17 protein-coding genes are annotated in these 19,788 nt (G+C 71.5%); 7 read left to right on the forward strand and 10 right to left on the reverse strand.

The window, feature by feature from the left end:
• Positions 1-33: 33 nt before the first annotated feature.
• Positions 34-492 carry a hypothetical protein gene (locus ABZ806_RS01520; RefSeq protein ID WP_500214575.1) on the forward strand — a complete coding sequence of 153 codons (459 nt, stop codon included), beginning with the start codon at positions 34-36 and terminating at the stop codon, positions 490-492.
• A 31-nt stretch (positions 493-523) separates the two neighbouring features.
• On the opposite strand, the gene ABZ806_RS01525 is transcribed toward ABZ806_RS01520, so the two are convergent.
• Genes ABZ806_RS01525 through ABZ806_RS01540 form a run of 4 tightly spaced genes read right to left on the reverse strand, consistent with a single transcriptional unit; the run spans position 524 to position 3,787 of the window.
• Positions 524-1,234 carry a response regulator gene (locus ABZ806_RS01525; protein WP_500214577.1) on the reverse strand — a complete coding sequence of 237 codons (711 nt, stop codon included), beginning with the start codon at positions 1,232-1,234 and terminating at the stop codon, positions 524-526.
• Positions 1,231-2,355, reverse strand: coding sequence for a sensor histidine kinase (locus ABZ806_RS01530; RefSeq protein ID WP_500214579.1), 1,125 nt, complete (start codon positions 2,353-2,355; stop codon positions 1,231-1,233). The genes ABZ806_RS01525 and ABZ806_RS01530 overlap by 4 nt, the downstream gene beginning before the upstream one ends.
• Positions 2,352-3,071, reverse strand: a complete 720-nt coding sequence (locus tag ABZ806_RS01535; protein WP_500214581.1) for a hypothetical protein — start codon at positions 3,069-3,071, stop codon at positions 2,352-2,354. Before ABZ806_RS01535 ends, ABZ806_RS01530 begins: the two co-directional genes overlap by 4 nt.
• Entirely contained in the window at positions 3,068-3,787 is a 720-nt protein-coding gene (locus tag ABZ806_RS01540; RefSeq protein WP_500214583.1) for an ABC transporter ATP-binding protein, read from the reverse strand. The genes ABZ806_RS01535 and ABZ806_RS01540 overlap by 4 nt, the downstream gene beginning before the upstream one ends.
• 157 nt (positions 3,788-3,944) lie before the next feature.
• Between ABZ806_RS01540 and ABZ806_RS01545 the strand changes: the two genes are divergently transcribed.
• The 3 genes from ABZ806_RS01545 to ABZ806_RS01555 are packed head-to-tail and all read left to right on the forward strand — an operon-like array spanning position 3,945 to position 6,209.
• Positions 3,945-4,538, forward strand: a complete 594-nt coding sequence (locus tag ABZ806_RS01545; RefSeq protein WP_500214585.1) for a TetR/AcrR family transcriptional regulator — start codon at positions 3,945-3,947, stop codon at positions 4,536-4,538.
• Complete coding sequence (locus tag ABZ806_RS01550) at positions 4,535-5,737, forward strand: FAD-dependent monooxygenase (RefSeq protein ID WP_500214587.1); 1,203 nt, start codon at positions 4,535-4,537, stop codon at positions 5,735-5,737. Before ABZ806_RS01545 ends, ABZ806_RS01550 begins: the two co-directional genes overlap by 4 nt.
• A complete protein-coding gene (locus ABZ806_RS01555; RefSeq protein ID WP_500214589.1) occupies positions 5,724-6,209 on the forward strand; it encodes a nitroreductase family deazaflavin-dependent oxidoreductase in 486 nt (161 codons plus the stop codon). The genes ABZ806_RS01550 and ABZ806_RS01555 overlap by 14 nt, the downstream gene beginning before the upstream one ends.
• 56 nt (positions 6,210-6,265) lie before the next feature.
• Here ABZ806_RS01555 and ABZ806_RS01560 read toward each other — a convergent pair whose 3' ends face one another.
• Genes ABZ806_RS01560 through ABZ806_RS01570 form a run of 3 tightly spaced genes read right to left on the reverse strand, consistent with a single transcriptional unit; the run spans position 6,266 to position 11,711 of the window.
• Positions 6,266-7,432, reverse strand: a complete 1,167-nt coding sequence (locus ABZ806_RS01560; RefSeq protein WP_500214591.1) for a hypothetical protein — start codon at positions 7,430-7,432, stop codon at positions 6,266-6,268.
• Complete coding sequence (locus ABZ806_RS01565) at positions 7,429-10,407, reverse strand: DEAD/DEAH box helicase (RefSeq protein ID WP_500214593.1); 2,979 nt, start codon at positions 10,405-10,407, stop codon at positions 7,429-7,431. Before ABZ806_RS01565 ends, ABZ806_RS01560 begins: the two co-directional genes overlap by 4 nt.
• 41 nt (positions 10,408-10,448) lie before the next feature.
• On the reverse strand, positions 10,449-11,711 hold the full coding sequence (locus ABZ806_RS01570; protein ID WP_500214595.1) for a hypothetical protein: 1,263 nt from the start codon (positions 11,709-11,711) through the stop codon (positions 10,449-10,451).
• Between the two features lie 1,029 nt (positions 11,712-12,740).
• Here ABZ806_RS01570 and ABZ806_RS01575 point away from each other — a divergent pair.
• Both ABZ806_RS01575 and ABZ806_RS01580 read left to right on the forward strand, forming a co-directional pair.
• Positions 12,741-13,409: a hypothetical protein gene (locus tag ABZ806_RS01575; RefSeq protein ID WP_500214597.1), complete on the forward strand. Its 669-nt coding sequence runs from the start codon at positions 12,741-12,743 to the stop codon at positions 13,407-13,409.
• The gene (locus tag ABZ806_RS01580) at positions 13,406-14,329 is read left to right on the forward strand and encodes a transporter substrate-binding domain-containing protein (RefSeq protein ID WP_500214599.1); all 924 of its coding nucleotides are present in this window, start codon (positions 13,406-13,408) and stop codon (positions 14,327-14,329) included. Before ABZ806_RS01575 ends, ABZ806_RS01580 begins: the two co-directional genes overlap by 4 nt.
• 236 nt (positions 14,330-14,565) lie before the next feature.
• Here ABZ806_RS01580 and ABZ806_RS01585 read toward each other — a convergent pair whose 3' ends face one another.
• A complete protein-coding gene (locus ABZ806_RS01585; RefSeq protein WP_500214600.1) occupies positions 14,566-16,551 on the reverse strand; it encodes an IS1096 element passenger TnpR family protein in 1,986 nt (661 codons plus the stop codon).
• Between the two features lie 130 nt (positions 16,552-16,681).
• On the opposite strand from ABZ806_RS01585, the gene ABZ806_RS01590 reads away from it, so the two are divergent.
• Positions 16,682-17,662, forward strand: coding sequence for a hypothetical protein (locus tag ABZ806_RS01590; RefSeq protein WP_500214602.1), 981 nt, complete (start codon positions 16,682-16,684; stop codon positions 17,660-17,662).
• A 312-nt stretch (positions 17,663-17,974) separates the two neighbouring features.
• Here the strand turns inward: ABZ806_RS01590 and ABZ806_RS01595 are convergent, their stop codons facing one another.
• Positions 17,975-18,532 (reverse strand): hypothetical protein, encoded by a 558-nt coding sequence (locus tag ABZ806_RS01595; protein WP_500214603.1) that lies wholly within the window; start codon positions 18,530-18,532, stop codon positions 17,975-17,977.
• A 179-nt stretch (positions 18,533-18,711) separates the two neighbouring features.
• On the reverse strand, positions 18,712-19,752 hold the full coding sequence (locus ABZ806_RS01600) for a hypothetical protein (RefSeq protein ID WP_500214605.1): 1,041 nt from the start codon (positions 19,750-19,752) through the stop codon (positions 18,712-18,714).
• Positions 19,753-19,788 lie beyond the last annotated feature (36 nt).

Genomic DNA, 19,788 nt, shown 5'->3' on the forward strand with positions numbered 1-19,788 from the left:
GTCGTCGCACTGACCACGAGCGGGTGCCATGGAATGAACGACATCGGATACGAACCGAAGGTCGCCGACCCGGAGACGGTACGGTCGCGGGTGGAGTCCCATCTGGCCGACATCAGGGAGATGGTCGATCTTCCAAAGGGGAAGGGCGATCCTCCCGCTGCGTTGATCAGTACTGAGGCGCAGGGAGTCGAGCAGGGCTACAGCATGACGGGCTCCTGGTCCGTCTGGGGGCTGCCGGATCAGGAGATCGGGGAAGGGTACGCACGCGTCCGCGAAGCGCTGCCCGCAGCGGGATGGAAGATCGTGCAGGAAGGCCGAGACGCCTTTTCGAAGCAGGATCCTGAAATCTGGGCGGAGCGTGCCGACGACCACTCCAAGCTGACGATCGAGTGGCTCAAGCCGCGCAACAAGAAGGGCACGATCCTGCTCGCCATGATCAGTTCGCGCATTTATGTGGCGCCTCCGGACGTCGATCTGAACAGGAAGATCTGAGCAGGAGCCGCCCGCCCGTCTCGGCGGTCTGTCACTGGGGGTCGGGGCGGCGGCCCGGGACGACGATGCCGTGCTCGTAGGCCAGGACGACGGCCTGGACGCGGTCGCGGAGGTGGAGTTTGGCGAACACGCTGCCCACGTGGCTCTTCACGGTGGCTTCGGTGACGACGAGCCGCGCCGCGATCTCCTGGTTCGACAGGCCCTGGGCGACGAGCAGGAGCATCTCGCGCTCGCGCGGGGTCAGCGCGGTCAGCAGGTCCGGCGACGGCCGGACCGGGTCGGTGCGTCCGGCGTAGTCCTCGATCAGGCGGCGGGTGATCGACGGTGACAGCAGCGCCTCGCCCTGGTGGACGACGTGGATCGCCTCCAGCAGCCGCTCGCGGGGCGCGTCCTTCAGCAGGAATCCCGATGCCCCGGCGCGCAGCGCGCCGAACACGTATTCGTCGAGGTCGTAGGTGGTGAGGATCAGCACGCGCGGCGGGCGGTCGTTCGAGGAGAACTCGTCCGTTGAGTGAGGACGGGCTGTGGCGGTGAGGCGGGCGGTGGCCTCGACGCCGTCCATCCGCGGCATCCGGACGTCCATCAGGACGACGTCGGGCCGCAGTTCCGCCGCCCGCGCGACGGCCTCGTGGCCGTCCGCGGCCTCGCCGACGACCTCCAGGTCGGGACGGGTCTGCAGGAACAGCCGGAAGCCGATCCGGATCAGTTCCTGGTCGTCGACGATCAGCACCCGGATCGTCACGCCGGCTCCCCGAACGGCAGCCGCGCCGCGACCCGGAACCCGCCCCCGGGGGCCCGGCCGGTCTCCAGTTCGCCGCCGAGGACCGCGACCCGCTCCCGCATCCCCACCAGGCCGTGCCCGTCGGCGCCCGGCTCGCCGGAGGTTCCCGTCCCGTCGTCGTGCACCCGCACCTCCAGGTCCGTGCCGCCGTAGTCCAGCCGTACCGTGACCAGTGTCGCGCCGGCGTGTTTCAGCGCGTTGGTCAGCGCCTCCTCGATGATCCGGTACGCGGACAGCTCCACCCCGCTCGGCAGCTCCAGCGGCTCCCCGGCGATCTCCAGCCGGACCGGCAGCCCTGCCGCGCGGTATCCGGTGACCAGTTCGTCCAGGTCCGCGAGCGACGGCTGCGGCCGTGTCTCCGCCGGGTCCTGCCCGCGCAGCAGGACGAGGATCCGGCGCAGCTCCGCCAGGCTCTGCTCGGCGCTGGTCTCCACCCGCTCCAGCGTCTCCGCGGCCACCCGCGGCTCGGTCTCCAGGACGTCGCGGGCGCCGCGGACCCCGATCAGCATCACCGTCACCGAGTGGGCGACGATGTCGTGCAGTTCACGGGCGATCGCGCCGCGTTCGCGCTGCGCCGCGATCAGGTCGAGCTGCTCCCGTTCGCGTTCGAGGGTGGCGGCCCGCTCCTCCACCGCCCGGACGTAGCGGCGGCGCGTCTGCATGTAGGCGCCGAGCATCCACGCCCCGATCGACACCGGCGGGCTGCAGACGCTGTCGGCCTCCAGGAACACGGCCATCGGTGCCAGCACCGCGAGCGAGACGCGCCGGTCGCGTGTCTCGGCGAGCGACCAAAGCGCGACGACGGCCAGCGCGCCTCCGGGCGAGTATCCGGCCGCGGTCAGCACGGCGGCCGACACGGCCGTCACCGCGGTCACCGCGATACCGAACCGGCGGCGGGCCAGCAGCATCGCGCCGGTCAGGACGGTCACCGCGATCGGCAGGGGGACGGCCTCGGTGCCGTCGTTGAACAGCAGCCCCACTTCCACGAAGGTCGCCGCCGCGGCGAGCGCGATGTCGAACAGCACCGGGCGGTGCGCGGCCCGCAGGCCCCGCACCGCCCGGATCCGCTCCGCGATGTTCACGCCAGGTCGCGCCGTCGTTCGCACGCGACCGCGACCAGCACCGCGAGGACCGTCCACACCGCGAAGACCGCGCCGGCCTCCGCGACCGTGAGCGTCGTGTTGTGGGTTCCGCCCGTCATGACGCCCGCCGCGCCGAACGGCAGGAGGTTCCCCTCCCGCTCCCAGGCCCCGCCCACCAGGGGCTGCACCACCAGGGCCAGGATCAGCAGCACCACCGCGCCGACGACCGGGCTGCGGATCAGCGCGCCGAGCGCCGCGCCGAACACCGTCGCCAGCACGAGCGCCCCGACGTTGCCCGCCACGACCCCGGTCACCTGGCCGGACGTCAGGTCCGGGCCGGGCTGGCCCGCCAGCAGCGGCAGCGCCACACCGACCGCGACCGCGTTGATCAGCAGCGCCAGCGCGAGCCCGGTCAGCGCGTACGCCGTGATCCGCACCGCGAGGACGGTTCCGCGGCCGCGCCGGGCGACCAGGGCCGTGGGCGCGGCGGTCCGGTGGCGGTACTCGCCGGCCGCGCCGACCAGTCCCCACAGCAGCAGGAGGACGGGGAGCCCCGCCAGCGCCTCCTTCTTCTCCGGTATCTCGTCGAGCGTTCCCGACGCCTTGGCGACGAGCACCGCGTTCAGGGCGGCGAACGCCATCCCGCCGGCCGCGAACCCCCACACGGCACGGGTCGTCAACGACTTGAGCAGTTCCGCGCGCAGCAGGCCGATCATCGTTCCACCCCTCCGGTGAGCTCGAGGAAGACGTCCTCCAGCGACTCCACCTCACTGATCGGTCCCTCGTGCACCAGCCTGCCATGGTCGATGACGACCACGTCGTCGACCGTTTGCGCGGCCTCCGCGAGCAGGTGGCTGGACAGCAGCACCGTCCCGCCCTTCGCGGCCCTTTCGCGCAGCATCGTCCGGAGCCAGCGGATCCCCTGCGGGTCGAGGCCGTTGGCCGGCTCGTCCAGCACCAGGATCTCCGGGTCGCCGAGCAGCGCGGCGGCGAGGCCGAGCCGCTGCCGCATCCCCAGCGAGAAGGCGCCGACCCGGCGGCGCGCCGCCTCAGTCAGCTCGGCGATCTCCAGGACCTCGTCGGCGCGGCGGCGCGGCAGTCCCGCCGCCAGCGCCAGCGCCCGCAGGTGCGCGCGGGCCGACCGGGCGGGGTGCGCGCCGCACGGCTCGATGTGGACGCCGATCCGGCGCGCGTCCGGCACCAGCGAGGCCACCGGCGCGCCCAGGACCGACACCGTGCCCGCCGACGGCCGCGCCAGCCCCACGAGCGCCTTCATGGCCGTCGTCTTGCCCGCGCCGTTCGGGCCGAAGAAGCCCGTCACCGCGCCCGGCCGGACGGTGAACGTCAGATCGTCCACCACCGTGCGCCGGCCGTACCGTTTCGTCAGCCCCTCGGCCCTGATCGCCGGGACGGCCTCCGTCTGTGATGTCATGCTGCCCAGCTTCGGCCGCCCGGGTCTCCCGGTCATCAGACCACGGTCGAAACCCGTCCTCCGACCACGGCATGACGTCCGCCGGTATCGCCGCCCCCGTGCGGCGGAGAATCCGCGGACACCGTACGCCCGCGTGCCGCTGTGCTAACTTGCTCGTATGACCAACTTGGCCGACCGACCAACTTCACCGCGCGGGGATCGCCGCCGGCAGCAGCTGGTGGACGCCGGGATCGCGCTGCTGGGCCGGGAGGGGTGGCCGGGCGTGTCCACGCGTGCCGTGGCCGAACGCGCCGGCACCAACCCGGGCTTGATCCACTACCACTTCGGCGGCTTGGCGGGGTTGCACGCGGAGATCTTCCGGCAGGCCACGGACCTCGTCATCGGCCCCCTGCTCACCGAGCTCCTGGGGGCCCCGGACGAGCGGGCGGCGCTGGAGACGATGCGCGGCATGCTGGCCCGGACCCCCGCCGACGAGCAGGGGACCCGGCTGGCCGCCGAGCTGATCATGGGTGCGATGCGCGATCCCTCCCTGGGCGCGGTGCTGCGCGAGGAGCTCCGCCAGGCCCGCGCGCAGATCGCGGACCGGCTCCGGGAGCTGCATCCCGCCTGGCCGGGAGCCCGGCCGACGGCCGTGGCCACTCTGATCGCCGCGTCGATCGACGGGCTGATGCTGCACTACATGATCGACGGCGACCTCCCGATCGGCGACGTCCTGTCCGCGGTGGGGGAACTTCTGGAGGCGGAGGCGTGAGGGTCCTCATCAGCGGAGGCGGAGTCGCCGGGCTCACGCTGGCGTACTGGCTGCGCCGGCACGGCATCGAGCCGGTGGTCGTGGAACGCGCCGCGCACGGCCGCCTGGGCGGGTACGGGATCGACTTCTTCGGCACCGGGTACGACGTCGCCGGCCGCATGGGCATCGTCGATCGGCTGGCTCCGCACCGGCTGCCGGTCGACTCGGTCGACTTCGTCGACGGCACCGGCCGCGCCGGGGCCCGGCTCACCGCACCGCTGCTGGACAAGATCATTCAGGGACCGCATCTCGCGCTGATGCACACCACCCTCGAAGGCGCGCTGCTGGACGCCGTCGAGGGCGAGGCGGAGATCCGCTTCGGGGAGGCCGTCACCGCCGTGCGCGACACCGGTTCGGCGGTCGAGGCCGACTTCGCCGGTGGCGGCACGCAGCGCTTCGACCTGCTGGTGGGGGCCGACGGGATCCACTCCCGGACGCGGGAACTGGTCTTCGGGCCGGAGCCGGAGTTCGCCCGGTACCTCGGCTGCCGGCTGGCGTGCTTCCCGGTCGCCGACCGGTACGCCTGGGGGCGGGCGAGGGCCCACTACACCGAGCCCGGCCGCCAGGTGGTGGTCTACCCCACCGGCCGGGCGGGCGAGCTGATCGCCCTGTTCCTGTTCAGGTCGCCGCACGCCGGTAACGTGCCGCGCGCCGAACGCCCCGGCCTGCTCCGCTCGGTGTTCGGCGGCATGGGCTGGCTCACGCCGTCGCTGCTGGCCGAGGCGCCCGCCGATGAGCCGATCTTCATGGACACGATGACGCAGATCGTGATGCCCGCCTGGCATCGCGGCCGGGTGGCGCTGGTCGGCGACGCCTGCGGCTGCATGACCATGGTGTCGGCGCAGGGCGTGTCCATGGCGATGGCGGGCGCCTACGTCCTCGCCGAGGAACTGGCGTCCGGCGGCGGCCACGTGCGCGCGTTCACCCGCTACCAGGAGCGGATGCGCGCGGAGGTGTCCCGCCGGCAGCGCAACGCGCAGCTGTTCACCCGGTCCCTGGTGCCCGGCACCCGGCCCGCCGTGGCCGCCCAGAGCCTCATCCAGCGCCTGATCATGCGCGAAGCGTTCGCGCCGCTGCTGCGCCGCCGGTTCGGCGCGGGCAGCATCCTGCCGCCCGCGGAACCGCGACCCCGAAGAGGAGTGACTCATGGAGATCATTGAGAGGCCCGCCCCGCCGACCGGCCTGCGCCGCCGGCTCTGGCGGTTGCCGATCCGGTTGTACCGCATGGGGCTCGGGCCGTTGCTGGGCCGCCGCATCATGCTGCTCACGCACACCGGCCGCGTTTCCGGCCTACCGCGGCGGGTCGTGATCGAGGTCGTCCAGAACGACGGGGACGGCTACGTGGCGGCCTCCGGATTCGGTCCCCGGGCGGACTGGTACCGCAACGTCATGGCCACCCCCGAGGTCACTCTCCAGATAGGCGGGAAGAAGATCCAGGCGACCGCCGCCCCCATCGCGACCGACGAGGGCGCCGAGATCATGGCCCGGTACGCCCCCCTCCATCCGACCGCCGCCCGGCAACTGTGCAAGCTCATGGGCTTCGCCGTCGACGGCAGCGTCGACGACTACCGCGAGGTCGGACGGCACATCCCGTTCGTGCGGTTCACGGTCCGCCCCGCCCCGCCGGCCTGAGACGGCTCCGCCGTTCCCGGCCGGGGCAGGTCGCACTGCTCGTCACCCGTCACCGGTCAGAAGGGCAAGGGTGTCTCGCCGCTGTGGTGGGCGTAGCGCCGAAGGTCGTCCACAGTGACGGAGGGCGTCTCCAACTGGACGCTGAGACGGCCCAGGAACTCCTCGGCCTCGTCGGCGCCGAGCTTCCGGGAGGCGGTGACGCGGTTGAGCGTGCGTTCCAGGATGGCTTTGCGGCGCAGGCGTGGGTCCTCGCACCACAGTTGCAGGACGTGGCTGCGGAACGTCACATAGGAGCCGACGCGGACCAGGGGGAACGTCCCCTTGCGGGCGCCCGCGGCGGTGCGGACGTCGAAGCGGGCGGCGGGCAGGGTGACGCGGAGGGTCCCGGCGTCGGTCCATTGGAGCCGGGCCGGGTCGATGTCGCGCTCGGCGAGCCAGCCGCCGAACTCGGCGCGGACGTCGCCGGAGTCGCCCGAGCCGAGGGTGCCGGTGAGGGCGGGCCAGCCGAGGCAGAGTCGTTCCAGATGCTCGTCGCGGGTGTCGGAGACGGCGGAGTACGCCAGCAGGGACGGCCCGCGCGGGGTCAGCGTCCGGATCACGTAGCAAGGAAGGTAGGCGTTGTCGAGCGCCCGGAAGGCCACCTCGCGGAGTTCGTCCGGCACGTTGAAGTCCCGGCGGTCGGGGCGCTCCGCGAGACGCTGCAGAGCGTCGTTCCGGAAGGCGCAGGCGTGGCTCATCAGGCGGTGCCACTTCTGCTCCGTGGCCTGCGCCGTGTCCCAGACGACGACCTTGCGCCCGTAGTACGCGGCGGGGAGGGGTTCGCCGAGCACCCCGTCGAAGTAGAGCTTCTGCCTGTCGCGCTTGGGCACGTAGCGGGTGTCGTCGCGGACGGACCTGGCGCCGAGGTCGGTGAGGGCGAACGTCCCGTCGGGAAGGCCGGCGATATGCCCTGCCCCGCCGAGGAAGCGCAGGACGCGGTCCACCATCGCCTCGTCCAGCCCGAGGAAGGCCGCGATCTCCGGGACGGTCCGCAGCCCGGCCTCGGCGATGGCGCGGCCGACGAACCGGTCGAGCAGGTCGTAGGGCTGGCGCTCCTCGATGAGCGCGTCGATCTCGACGGCGAACAGCGGCAGCGCGATCCGGTGCAGGCGGACGGGCCGGGTGCCGGGGAGGGCGGCGGCGTCCTCCACGGCACGGGCGGCGTCGTAGAGCGGATCCCTCATCGTTCGTCCTCCCGTGCGATCAGCGGCCGGATCTCGCGGACGTCGCGCGGGTCGCCGTTGTCGAGGACGTGGCGCAGCAGCGACTCGGCCATGTCCCGGAAGGCGGGGTCGGTGGCGCGTGTCAGGGTCGTGGAGTCGCCCACCAGGATCAGCATCCGGCGGGGCCGGGAGAACGCGACGTTGGCGCGGCGGAGTTCGTTGAGGAATCCGATCGCGCCGGAGGCGTTGCTGCGGGTGAAGCCGAAGACGATGAGGTCGCGCTCGCCGCCCTGGAACGAGTCGACGGTGCCGACCCCGGCGGCCGCCCGCTCGTCGTCGCCGATGCGTCCGGCGAGCATCTCGGTGACCAGCCCGACCTGGGCCTGGTACGGAAGAATCACCGCCCAGTCGGCCACCCTCTCGTCGTAGTGGCCGACGAGGTCGGTGATGACGCGGGCCTCGGCGTCGTTGGCGTAGCCGTTCTCGGCCCACCGCTCGTCCGGGCGGGGGTGCCGCTCGCGGCGCTGCCGCTGCGGCAGGGCCGCCGTGTCGACGAACACCAGCGGCGCGTCGAAGAGCGCGTCGCGGTGCGGGCGCTCGACGTCCGACTCCAGGAAGCCGTTGTAGAACTGCCGGGAGACGAACCGCGCGATGACCGGTGGCATGCGCCGCTGGTAGCGCAGGATCTCGCGATGCCCTTCGGGGACGCCCGGGAACAGCAGCTCGAAGGCGCTCTTGGTGACGAGGCCGTGTGCGCGGGGGTCGTCGCGCGCCCAGCGCGCCACCTGCCCGTCCACGAAGGGCGGCAACTGGTTGTGGTCGCCGACCAGGACGGCGCGGCGCGCCCGCACGAGCGGGACGAGCACGTTCGGGGTGCTGATCTGCCCGGCCTCGTCGACGATGGCGAGGGCGAAGTCGAGCCCCTTGAGCGCGGCGGTGGTGGCGGCGCCGATGCACGTCGCGCCGATCACGTCGGCGTAGCGGGCGAGCTCCGGGTAGAGCTGCTCGGTGCGGCTGCCCAGGTGCCCGCGCCATTCGGCCAGCAGGTCCAGTCGGCGGCGCATCAGGTCGAGGGCCCGCGCGGCCCGTTCGCGGAACCCGTCGAGTTCCGGCAGAGCGGGGCCGGGCGCCGCGGGGACGGGAACACCGTGGATCAGCGCGCGGAGTTCGCCGGCGTCGGCGGCCGCGGCCGCGGCGCCCTTGCGGGCCGCAGCGCTCGCGTCGTCCAGCGCGCCGCGGAGTTTCAGCAGTTCGGGTGAGGATTCGCGGATCCGGCGGGCTTCGTCGAGGGCGGCCTCCCTGGCCCGGACGGCGGTGTCGAGCGTGCCCTGGAGGTGCTCGCGTTCGAGCTGCTCCCGCCGGTGCTCGTCGGCGAGGCGGCCCGCCCGTCCTCGCAGCAGGGGGCCGATGAGCGGCCAGCGGGTCCGGGCGTCGGCGCGGTCCCGCCTGCCGGCCAGGGCGGCCAGGCCGGCGTCACGGCCGGCGAGCTCGCGGCGATGCCCGTCGGCGGCGGCCGCCGCGGCGCGCGCCCGCTCCTCCGCCGGCGCGGTGAGCGGGGCGGCCCGGGTCCAGAACGCGCCGCCGGCCCGCCGCTCGGCCGCCTCCGCCTCGCGGAGCGCGCGGATGGAGGCGTCCAGTTGCAGCAGCCAGCCGGCCGCCTCGCCCCGGCCCGGTTCGGCGGACGCGTAGGAGCGGAAGTCGGACTCGGTCCGGCGCAGGATCTCCCCCTGCAGCGTCGCCGCCTGCTCCTCCAGTGTCAGATGCTCGCAGCCGGGTGTGACGCCGTCCTCGCGGCCGACGCGCAGGACCACCAGGTCGGTGGGCAGCTCCTGCAGGACGTTGTCGACGGCGCGGTTGGTGTAGGAGGTCACGAGGACCCGTTCGCCCGTCGCCGCGCAGGCGCGGGCGATCTCGGTGATGGTGCGGGTCTTGCCGGTGCCCGGCGGCCCGAGGATCAGTCCGACGTCGGGCACCCCGAGCGCCTTGCGGAACGCCGACCGCTGGCTGTCGTCGAGCGTGCGGGCGGGCTCGGCCGCCGGCGGGGTGAAGGGGCGGAACCGGTGCGCGGCCAGGGCGTCCAGCAGGTACGGGTTGGCCGATCCCCCGTGGCGGAGCAGCCGCACCGCCTCCGCCTGCCGGTCGAACGGGATGGTCGAGGGCGATTCGACGAAGGCGCCCACCCGGGGGATCGCGTCGAGGTCCACGGGGCGTTCGAAGCGGACGGTCATCACGGTGCCGCGCAGCAGGTCGACGCGTCCGCGCAGGTCCGGCGCGCCGCGGATGTGCAGGCGGGTGCCGACGAGCGGGCGGTGGCTGCCGATGAGCTGGAAGTCGTGGACGCTCCGGGCGGACCTGCGGCGCGCGGCGGACGCCTGCACCCGGCGGTAGGAGATCATGCCGTCGGTCCGGGCGGCGGCCAGCTCCACGCGGCGGCCTTCCTCGATCACGGCGTCGAGGACGTCAAGGAACTGCTCGTGCTTCGCAGGGATCGCCGATGTAGAGGGCGCCGAGGGGGTCGAGGACGTCGAGGGCTCGCCGGCGGCCGGGGCCGGACCGGGGCCGTCGAGCAGCCGCCACTGCTGTCGCAGGAAGTCCCAGTGAGCGTCCGCGTCGAACGGCATCTCCTGGATCCGGTGGTGCAGGATCCAGGCCGGGGCCCGGAGGCGCAGCGTGCCGCGGACGATCTCGTCGTGGTGCTCGAAGCCCATCGGGAAGGCGCCGCTGACCGAGTACCCGTTCCCGCGCTTGGTCGCGTTGAGGCTCAGGACGTAGCGGCCGCCGATGTAGATCTTGAGGAAGTCGCCGCGTCCGCCGCGCCCGCTTTCCACCCGCGCCGGCACCGGTCCCCGGGAGGCGAGCGCGCCCAGATCGAACCGGACGCCCTCCACATCGGGGAGGAACGGGTAGCGGGCACGCTGCTCGGCCAGTTTCTCGGCGAAGCGCAGCGACGGGATGAGATGGATCGCGCTTGGCAGGTCGACTTGGTCGTCGGGCACCGCGTCACTCCGTTCCGGGGGTTCTCAGTTCCGGCGGGCTCTCAGTTCCGGCGGCGCCGGGAGGACAGCGTGTTCTCGGGGGCCTCGATCGCCGTCCGCACGCCGGACGCGAACGCTCGAACGCCGGGCCTGCGCGCCGGGTCGGCGGCCAGCGCCCGGCGGAACAGGTCGTCACATGCGGCGGGGACGTCCGGGTTGAGCACGGAGGGCGCCACGTGCCGTCCGCGCCGGCCCGCGGGGTGCCCGGTGACCAGTTCGTAGAGGATCCGCGCCAGGCGGTGCACGTCGGCGGGCCGTCCGGGCGGCGCGGTGCCCGCCGCCTGCTCGGGCGCGTGGTGGCGGTCGTCCCGCTCCCCCGCCCGGGGCGCCGTCGTCGCGAGGCCGAGGTCGCGCAGCAGGACGGTGCCCGGTCGCGGCATGAGGATCGTCCCGGGGCCCAGCGCCCGGTGGGCCAGGCCGCGGTCGTGCAGTGCCCCGAGCGCGTCGCCGAGGTGCGGGAGGACGCCCGCCAGCAAGGCCAGTTCGTCGGGGCCGGGGATCGGGCGGGTGCGGGTGAGGCGGTCGCCGAGCGTCGCGGGCGACCGCATCGCCGTCACGACGGTGACCGCCTCCGCCGTCATCTCCACGCCCAGCAGGGACGGCAGGCCGGGGAGGGAGGGCAGGCCGAGGAGCAGCGCGGCCTCGTCCGCGAGCGCGGCCCGCAGGCGGCCGGTGCCCGGGGGCGCTTCCGACCTGCGTAACCAGGCATGTCCTTCGGTGGTCCTGCCCTCTCCGTACGCGTGCCCCTGGCACCAGGTGCCCGACCCGCCGGAGTGCGCCGCCGTCTCGTAGGCGCCTTCCGCGTGGTCGGCGACGTCGCGGAATGCCGTGCGATCGGCGCAGAGCCGATACGGTTCGCCGTCCACGACGACGACCTCACCGGGGCCCGGCGGTCTCCTCGGGGCGTGGCGGCCGGCCCAGGCAGGCGATGGCCGCCGGGCGAGTACGGCCGTCCACGACTCGTGGTCGCGTTTGAGCTGCAGGAGCTTGCTCCGCGACCAGACCCGGCGGCCGTCGCCCTTGTCGATCATGCGGTGGTCGGACGGGCAGAGGAGCACCAGGTTGTCGATGCCGTCGACGTCCGCCGGACGGTCGGTGGCGCCCCGGGGCCCACCGGGCTTCTCGGCGACGATGTGCGCCGCCTCGGCGATGTTGTAGTCGGCGCCGCCGGGCGCGGCCTCGATCACCAGGGACCGCTGGCACATCGCGCACCGCCGGCCACCGCGTTCGAACAGCTTCCGGCGGGTCGACTCCGAGGCGGGCACGCGGAGATGGTAGCGAACCACCCCTGTTCGAAGAAGTAAGAAAACCATTGACCGATACGCCGCACTTGCCAGGTTTCGGGTCGAATGGCGGTTTCGCCGCATCTCACATCACTGCCGTCCCGGCGCACCAGGCAAGGCACCGCACAACCTCACCGGCGCAAGCGCCGACGACCACAACGAACAAGAGCACAACCAACAGCCACCCCAGCACCACCAACCAGACCGCCCACCGCGGTCCACCGACTAGGTTGACCTGCGGCGTGTTGTTGTTATGAACGCGTCGAAAACAACAACACGCCGCAGATCAACGACGTGGCGACGCGGTCGACGTTCGTGGACACCGCGTTGGGGAGCCGTCGGCGAGGCTCGTCGGGGGGCGGGCAGGGGGCGTGTCCCGGAGTGGACGAGGGATCGGTCCTGGGCTTCGGCGCGCAGGGCGAAGGTCTGCATGTCGTGTGACAGCGCCCGGCTGGTCGGTGTTGCGCGTCGGCCTGTGCCTGGTGCCCGGTTCCGCGGCGCCGTCGCACTCGTCGCGTGCGATTCCTCGTTGGCGAAAGCGGATTCGGCCGGGCTGCGGGTGGAGGTGTCGGCGGGGGAAGTTCGCCCGCCGGTCGGCGATGCGGGGCGGGCCGTACAGGCGATTCGGTGCGGCGAACTGGATGCCAGCGCAGAGCGCGCCGTAGTCGGCGGTGAGGAGGTACGCGCTGCGGTCGGCATGCGGATATGCGATCCAGATCGCGTCCAGTTCGTCCGAGCGGACGTGCCGTTGCAACTCAGCCGACGTCCCAGTGCCTGCGTCCCGGTGCTTGCGTAATTCGAAGCCCACAGCCTGGAGACCTCTGCGAACTGTTGTTCACTGAGACTGCCCCGGCCGTCCTCCTTCGAGTCTCCATCGACAGTTCGCGTCCAGTGACCCGTGGGCGGGGCAAACGGTGCGCGCATTGTTGTCCCAGGCGGCATACTGCCACCAGCCGAATGTACGGACCGGCGGATCCGTCCCTTCCATCGATTCAGGCAAAGGCGCAGCTCATGGGCAATCCCTCCCAGGACGCCGAGAATCACGGCGAAACGCGCAGAGCGAACAGTGAACCCGAGGTTCAGCAGACCTCGAGTCCCTGGCTGCTGCTGGCGATCATCACCTGTGTTGCGTTTTGGACTGCCGCTATCTGGATGAACGGGCCTGCCGCAATTGCCATCCTCGGGATACTGGGGGCGGTGACCGGCGCGACCATGGCACTGGTCGCGCTGACCTCTGGCAGATTTGACCAGAAAGTCGCGAAGATCGCTCTCTGGACATTATCGTGCTGCGCAATACCTTTCCTCCTAGTCGGCGTGCACGATCGGTATCTGGCAGCCAAGGACGCCCGCCTGTCACCGCAGGATTTCGCCGACAAGGGGGCCGGAGATTCATTCAACTCGGAGATCACTTCGACGGACAAGCGGCCGTATCTCGGCCTGACCTTCAGCGTGACGCCACGAAACCGCCAAGCCCCTACCTGTGGAGACAGCATCCGGCTCTCCGTGCGCCTTTCCTGGCAGTCCAGTTCCGTGGAATTAGAGCCGAACGTGGAGAAGAACATAAAGCTTGGTTCGCTACCTCCCGCCAAGCATCGCGAGATCGTACTGACCGTGCGAAATACCGAATCCAACTCGATCTGCACTGTCGATGTCCATGTACAAGGAATCCTGCACAGATGATCCAGCAAAGAGGCGTGCTCATGAAAAGGTCATGGGCCACGGCGTCGACTCTGACGCTCACTGCCCTTCTCTGCCTCACCGGATGCGACGGGCAGCAGTCCACCGCAGCACAGCCCTCGCCCAGTGCGTCGCAGGCGGCCGAACCGCATTTCGGACGCGGAAAAAGCGTGACGGTCGGCATCAAACCTGACCAACCGCAACTCTCCATGCAGAGCGGATCCAGGTTCGATGGATTCGAGAAGCGGCTGGTCGACTACATAACCACCAATACCGGCACGAGCAAGGTTTTCTCCCCGGTCGTGACCAAAGACCGCGAGGAGAAACTGCAAAACGGAGACCTTCCCATGATCGTGGCGACGTACTCTGACACCACGGAGCGAAGGTCGAAGGTGCAATTGGTGGGTCCTTACATGCGGACACCGCAGGGCGTACTCGTCCGCAAAGACTACCGGAAGATCCGCAAATCTGCCGACCTCAAGGGAAAATCCGTCTGCACGACTACCGGGTCGACCTCGCAGCAGGCGCTCGACTCACTCGGCGTCTCCACATTGCCCAAGACTCGCTTCGGAGAGTGCGTCGAACTCCTCAAAAGGAGGCAGGTCGAGGCAGTCAGCACCGATCTGCTGATCCTCTACGGCTACCAGGAGACGTCGTCTGATGTCGTCGTAGCCAAGGACAAAGATAAGAATCCGGTGGAGATTCCAGCGACCGGACAGAACGACTGGATGGTCGGACTACAGCCCGGAAACAAAGAAGACTGCAAGGTGGTACTCGCCCAACTGAGGGCTTTTCTGTCCGACCAGAAGTGGGAGCAGAATTTCACCACATGGTTCCCGGACACGCAGAATGACTATGCGGATTGGTCGACCCGCTTCAAGCCGGAGATCAGCTCCCTCGGCTGCGTGGGGCAGACTGGATAATGCGCCGTATCCCGGTCGGTTGGCTGGGCATCAGCGGCTCCGCGTCGGGGGAAGCGCCGCAGCGTGCCGCCCGGGAGGCGACGTTCTCAGGGCGCCCCACACGCGTGGCCGTATTCGGACACAGCCGCCGGTCGACCGCACCGGCTGGAAGCTGTGCCGCATCTGGGGCACCGGCTCCTCGACCGGGCGCTTGGCGGCCTGCTCAGGGCCGATTCCTGACGTGAGGGGGCCGGGTTTCAAAGTTCCATGAGTGCTGCGTGTTCGTCGGCTATTTCGGCGAGGGCCTTCTGGGCTTCCTCGGGGAGGTTCTGGCGGGCGGCGGCCCAGCGGGTCCAGGTGGGCAGGACCGCATCCAGAGGGAAGCGGGTCGGGGTGAGGAGGAGCTGGTCCAGCTTGGCGGGGCTCACGCGCAGCGGTCGGCCGAGGTCGTGGTCGCAGCCGTAGTCGACGATCCAGCGGACGGGCTCGGCGGGCATGTCCGGGTGGTCGTTGAGGAACCCCGCGACGAGCGCTCGGCGGGCCTCTTCGTCATGGACAGGGACGGGTTCGAGGACGCCTCCGGGCGGGAGGCCGCGGATGCGGCACAGCGCCGCCGCGCGGTCGCCGCCGAAGTTCTCGCTCACCGCGGCGTCCGCAGTGGTGTTGGCGAACGCGGTCTCCATCAGGGCACGGGCCGTGGCGGGGTCGATGGGCTCCAGGACGGCGGCGGGTTCGGTGGCGACCTGGGCCTTGAGCTCGCTGAGCACCAGGTCCGGCTGGTCGGCGAGGTAGGCGTCCTTGGCGATCCGGCCGAGGGAGTCGTCGATCAGGACGCAGAGGACGTCCCGGCCGGAGTCGCGGGAGAAGAGGCAGATGACCGAGCGCTGGTCTCCGTAGATGTCGTAGTAGGTCCAGCATTCGCCGGGTTCGGCCTTCCCGATGGTTTCCGCCCAGGACGGGTCGGGGACGCCGGCTGCCGACAGGTCGTTCGCGGCCTGCGCGGCGCGGGTGCCGAACCGGGGCGGCGCCAGGACGGCGAAGGCGCGCAGGAGGGCGAGCGCCTGCGGGGTGCGGCGGTCGGCGGCGCGTTCGATGAGGCCGCCGCAGAAGACCTCGTCGATGTCGGCCTCGATGAGTTCCTGCCCCCACCACGCGCCCATCATCTCGGAGAAGAACAGTTCCGCTTGGAGGGGCTCGGGCTCCCCCAGGAGTTCGTCCGGAATGCTGTCGACCATCGAGTCGAGGAGTTCGTCGAGGGGCACCGGTTCGGGGTCCGGTGCGGAGAACAGGCGGAGCAGATCTCCTGCCTGGCGGAGAGGGTGGGACCGGAGGCCGGGATGCACGAATTCCGGGTCGAACGTGCCGATCTCCAGGACGTCGAGAACGCGCGCCGCCTTCTGCTGCATCGTCGACTTGCTGACGTCCAGCAGGGCGGAGACCTCGTGGGCGGACTTGTGCAGCGGATGCGATCCGTCGCCGAGGAAGTTGACGCGGCCCATCGCGTACGCGATGCCCGCGGCCCAGATGCGCAGGTCGCCGCGGGCGAGGGGTGACGGGCGCTTGCGGGCGAGTTTGGCGGTGGCCGTGCGGCAGAGTTCGGCGAACGCGGTGTCGAGGTGGCCGAGGCAGAATTCGTCGGTGACCGCGACGATGCCGGACGCCTTGGCGCGCAGGGCTTCGGGAATCCGTTCTCCCGCGAGCCACTCGTCCACGCCCGGGAGTTCCGCGCGGAGTCTCCGGTCGGCGGCTGCCGGGTCGAAGGCCGCCGGGTCGTGGCCGCCGCCCGTCCATTTCAGGTAGAGCCCGTGGTCCTCGTGGGAGGGGTCGGCGAGCGCCTGGAGCATCGTCGCGTAGCCGATCGGACCGCCGCTGTCCTCGGGCGGGCAGGCGCCGGCGCCGTCCACCAGCCGCGGGTAGCGCGCATCGGGCTCGGCGGGGAAGGTGTCGGTGATGACGATCTCGTGCCGCCAGCCGTCCCCGAAGTCGTAGAGGTACTCGAAACGGGGTGCGACCTCGTCGATGTTCACCTGGGCGGCGTCCTCGATCTTCAACTCGGGGTCGGGATCGCCGAACCGTCCCCTGGATGTCTCGAAAACGTGCAGGTGGCCGGGCAGGTCCCAGCCCATCGCCTGCTGGACGACCGGGCGCAGGTCCGCGAGCGCCGTCTCGGCGGGGACCTCCACCGTCCGCCAGACGGGGACGGGCATGTCCAGCAGTGTGATCGTGATCCGGTGAATGCGCACGGCCCCATGCTTCCTCAGCCTGAAGCCTGGTGAGGCCGTTTCCACACCGGCCATGATCGCGTTCAGTGGCGACGGGCCAACGGATTGTCACACCCCTGCGGCATGCTGCCGGTTGTGAGGAGGACGGGACATGGCGAAGAGATCACTGGGGATCGGGCGGGAGAAGGCGCGGGCCGTGCTCGGGCTCGCGGTAGGGGAGGTCGAGTTGGCGGCCGAGACGGGGCTGCTGCTGCGGCTACCCGATCGCACCTTCGATCCCCTGTCGGTGCGGGCGGCGCTAGACGACCTCGATGGGCTGCGTCGGCGATTAGCGCAGGAGCGGCGCTGCAACGCGACGGAATCCGCCGCCCGGCTCGGCATCAGTGTGCAGCGGTTCAAGCGGGTGGCCATGGCCGCCGGTCTGGCGCCGGTCGCGGAGAAGGACGTCCGCAAGTACGGCAAAGTGCTGCATGTGGCCTACTACCGTGCCGGTGACGTGGACGCGCTCGCCGACCACCTCGAGCGACGGAAACCCGCCGCGGACGCGGGGCAGATCGAGGTGCTGACCTGGGCCCTCGCCTTGATGCGGGCGAGCGGCGGGTCGCCAGGTCCGCTCAACGGGCTCGGGCACCTGGACGACCCCGGCATCGAGCAACTCGCTCGCGTCATGCGCCGGGCCCGGCTGCGGCGGAGGGAGACGGAAGCCATGGTGGAGGACGTCCTTCCTCGTGCGGTGCGGGCCGCCGAAGATCTCGCCGATCCCGCGGAGGTCTCGGGGGCGCTGGGCGTCCCCGCGTGGGCCGTCGCGGAGCACGTCCCGCATGTCGGCGGGCATGTCCCTGGCGCGGCACTGCGGGAACTGGCCGAGGAGCCGCCCTCATGGCTTCTGCGGGCCCGGGCCGATATCGAACTCCGGAACGCCCTTATGGAGGTGGAGCGCAGGACGCCCATCGGCATGCGGCCGTCCTCGACTCCGCTGCCAGGGCGACCGCCCGCCTCAGCGATGCCGGCGTGGCCGGGTTGTTGGCCTGTCCGAGGACGTGGTGCGAGCGCTGAGGCCCGGCAGCGGCCATTGGAAGAGCGGGTATGTCGAGCAGTTGATGCGGCGGCGCCCCGCATGCTCGGTCGATGAGGATGCCGCATGGGCCGAAGTGGAGCAGCGGCAGAGGAGGAGGGAGACCCGCGAGCAGCGGAAGCGGCAACGCATGCTCGGTCGGCGGCGGACGTGGGCGCAGGTGTTCGGTGTGCCCCTCGCGTCCGTCCCCGCCAAGGTCGGCCGCCCGACACCGAAGGCGATCGCGGCCGCCAAAGCCCATCCGCCGCCCTGGGCGACTTACGGCCGGTGCCCCGACGGTTGAGGCGGACACCGGTACCGGCGCGGGCGACCATGCGCCCCTGGGCGAGAGTGGGCCCAGGTGGTGCGGCGGCGTGGGCTGGACGGGTGCTAGCGGTTCGCCTCTTTCAGGAGTGCGAGGGCTGTGGCGGCCATCGGCCGGGCATGGACCTCCGTTTCTCCCCACTGCTTGCTGGGCGCGTTGAAGGACACCCGGATCACGACGTTGCGGTCACGGGCATCGATCTGGAATCCGTTGGGGACAGGAGTGCCGACCGCCTCGTCCCCCAGCCCACCGATCGGGCGGGCGTCGCCGTTCCCGAGCTTGTCCATCTCCGCGGCCGCGATCGCCGCGCCCGACTTCAGTGCGGTCGCGCCGTACCGCGAGAAATGCACGTCCACCCTGACCAGTCCGGTGAACGCCGCCCAGGACACCCAAGACTGGTGCGTGAAGAGCCCGGTGCCGGCACGGTCCCAGCCTCTGTCCGACTCGATCTTCAGCTTGGAGGCGATACGGCGGTCCAGTCCCTCGGTGGCGTCCAGGACCCCGGCCGCGTGGGGTACGACTTCGTACTCGCCGCGCCCATGCATGTTCGGCAGGACGGAGAACCACGCCAGGTTCCCGCCCACGACCACCGCCAGCACGGCCAGGACCACCCCGACGACCACGAGCACCTTCCTCCGGCGCCGCCGGGGAGCCCCTGAACCCTTGCCCGGACCCGCCTGCGCACCGCCGACCGCCGCCTCGACCACGATCGACCACCCCCCTTACGACGATCTTGGCAGCCGCCGCACCTCCGCTCCAGCGATTTCCGCGATAGGCGGGGATGTGTGCCGAAGCTCCTGTTCTACGGCTGGTCGGTCATGGTGAGGGGCCCTCCGCCCGGGGCCGTGGCCGCTGCGACCATGGCGCCGTCCGTGCCGGAGATGGGGGTGTAGTCGAAGCCGCCTCGGTTGCGGGAGCCGGTGCCCGTCTGGGCGGGCATGGGGGTCGAGTTCCAGGTCTCGCCGTCGAAGCGGTAGAAGAGCGCGCCAGGCTGGGTGGGGGCGCTGCCCGTCCAGAGGGAGCCGTCGTCGGCGATGCGGTAGCCGAGGGAGTCGGACGGGGGTTTCGGGATCGCCGCCCAGGTGTCGCCGCGGCGGAGCATCAGGTCGGTCTTGCCGGGGCCCCTCAGGAGGACGCCGCCCGGACCGGCCGTCAGGAGGTCGGTGTAGCCGTCGGGGACGTCCGGCTCCGACCACTCGGTGCCGTCCCAGCGGGATATGGCCGGTCCGTAGGGGCCGAGGCGGCTGCCACCGGCCCACAGTTCCGTGTCGCTCACCGCGTGGATCCGGTGGAGGAAGGCGTCTATGTCGTAGGTGGTCCAGGTGCCGTCCTGCCAGCGGGCCAGGCAGCCGTTGACCGCCCACACGCCGCCTTCGACGGCTTCGAGCTGGAGGTAGGTCGCCGTCTTGCACGACTCGGGTAGCGCCACCTGCGTCCAGCGGGAGCCGTCCCATCGGGCGAGGTAGCCCTGTCCCATCTTGCTGCCGGAGAGCCAGACGTTCCCGGGGGCGGAGGCGTCGATGTCCTGGATCTCCAGGTTCCAGGCGCCGGGCGGGTTGCGGTTCAGCCACGCCGAGCCGTTCCACGCGCGGACGATCGCGTTGGAACTGCAGACCGAGCCCGCGCCCATGCCGGGCCACGACCAGTCCACGCACGAGTGGCCCTCGAAGCCGGCAGCCCAGATGTCCTGCGGGCCCGGCGCGGTCACGTCGGTGAGACCGCTCTCCGGCCAGAGGCCGAGCGGGGCGTCCGCCGTCCGCCAGGGGCGCTCGGCCGCGTGGGCCGGGGCCGCAAGGCCGGCGACGAGGGCGGCGGCCGCTCCGATCATCCATGCGCGCTTCATACCGATCATGGTGCTGGACGTCGGCGCGGCGGCGCT

It is taken from the genome of Spirillospora sp. NPDC047418, assembly GCF_040643275.1.
In the GTDB taxonomy this organism is placed as follows: Bacteria; Actinomycetota; Actinomycetes; order Streptosporangiales; family Streptosporangiaceae; genus Spirillospora.